The sequence below is a fragment of the Liberiplasma polymorphum genome (genome assembly GCF_043951795.1).
GTDB lineage: Bacteria > Bacillota_I > Bacilli_A > Izemoplasmatales > Izemoplasmataceae > Liberiplasma > Liberiplasma polymorphum.
Genome location: NZ_JBIOAG010000076.1, coordinates 1 through 1,680 on the forward strand (window position 1 = coordinate 1; position 1,680 = coordinate 1,680).

The window sequence follows — 1,680 nt, forward strand, 5'->3', positions numbered from 1 at the left end:
GAAGCCACTGAAAAACTACCTTAACAAAAAGAGACCAATAACTTTGATTAGTTTCAAAAGTGATTTGGGCCTCTTTTTTTGGTGAAAACATAAAAAAAAGTAAAAAGGTCTATGCTATTAAACCATTTCTTTCATAATTCGTTTCATATTGACGACGAATATCGCGGTTGCCGCCTGCAGGGTCATACCGAAAAGGTCATGGGATTGAGCGGTCGCATACCCATGACGATGTTTCATTTCACTGTTTTTTGCTTCGATCTTGTAGCGCTCTTTTACACGCGATTTGAAATACTCAGTATTTTGAAAATTCATTTGATTGTGGTGAATATTTGATTTGATGGAGATAGAATACGATTTCGTTTTTGAATTTTCTTTATAGCACTGCTCCTTCAGAGGACAAATCTTGCATTTTTCTATATCGAAGAAGTATGTTTCAACGGTCCCTTTACCATCGACTTTGTGCTTTTCGGGCCTTGTGCTTACTTTCTTAAAAGCCATATGTCCTTCAGGACACACCATCATCCCTGCGTCTTTATTGAAGAAGAAACCTTCAACTTTTCGTTTGTTCCCTTGAGATACTGTGCGGCTCAATTTGGAAATGAGTTGGATGTCTTCATTGGTTGTCATTTCAATGTTTTCGGCTTCTGAATAAGCGGCGTCACCGATGATTTCATCGACTTCCATACCCGCTTGTCGCGTTTTTTCAAGCAATGCTTTCAGTTGCTTGCCATCGTGTTTTTCACCCGATGTCACAACGGCACTCGTGATGATGCGATCCTCGCTCATCGCGATATGGGTCTTATAACCGAAAAAGGACGTGTCTGCTGTCTTGTGGCCTGTTCTTGCATCTTCATCTTTTGATAATTTCAAGTCATGTAAATGATCGTCGACAATCTCATCTAGATAGTTGAGTGTTTCTTGGATATGAGGATAGGCGATGAATCTTTCTTCCTTTTTTATGAGGGTGCATAATGTCTTTGTATAGTCGATTTCATCTTCTAAGATGCCATTGTTAGGCTTTTTTGGCATTTTGTCCTTGAAACGTTCATCAAGTTTATAGATTTCTTTCCGAAGATTTTTTGTTTTCTCCTGCAATACTTGACGCGGTGATTTTTGGTTGAATCGTGCGCCTGTATGCGTCGAATCGACAATGATGGTCTTGTTTCTCAAGAGCCCATTTTCTTTAGCGATCATCACGGTTATAGCTATCAACTTGTCTAAAAGTTCAGAGTCCTTCAACCGCTCTCGTCGAAACTTAGTCAACGATGATGACTCAATGACACTCGCTTCTGGTGTCAAACCTAAAAAATACTTGAACGACATATCCACCATCGCACGGTTGACAAGATCAACATCCGAACAGGGATAAATCTGTTTCAGTAAAAGGTATTTGAACATCATAATGGGGTTTACCGCATTACGACCCATTGACTCACTATATTTGTCTTTAAGTTCATCATAGATAAACTCGAAATCCACCAACTCCAACATCTTTCGCAGGAAGTTGTCTTTAGGAATGATCTGTTCATATAGTTCTGAATAAGCACTCAACTTAAGTTCAGTTTGCCGCTTTAACATCGTATCACACCCTTACCTCTATTATACTATACACAAAGTGTCATTAAAAGCTAAATCACGCCATTTAAGGGATTAGTTTTCCACTGGAAAACTCAAAAAAAA

1 protein-coding gene is annotated in these 1,680 nt (G+C 38.9%); it reads right to left on the bottom strand.

Annotated elements, in window-relative coordinates:
- Window positions 1-117 precede the first annotated feature (117 nt).
- Window positions 118-1,578: an IS1182 family transposase gene (locus tag ACHAJD_RS09815; RefSeq protein WP_435585690.1), complete on the bottom strand. Its 1,461-nt coding sequence runs from the start codon at window positions 1,576-1,578 to the stop codon at window positions 118-120.
- Window positions 1,579-1,680: the final 102 nt, after the last annotated feature.

What these genes read in the sequence shown, in the direction of transcription:
- ACHAJD_RS09815 (WP_435585690.1), bottom strand. Translation starts at nt 1,578, where the DNA reads ATGTTAAAGCGGCAAACTGAACTTAAGTTGAGTGCTTATTCAGAACTA.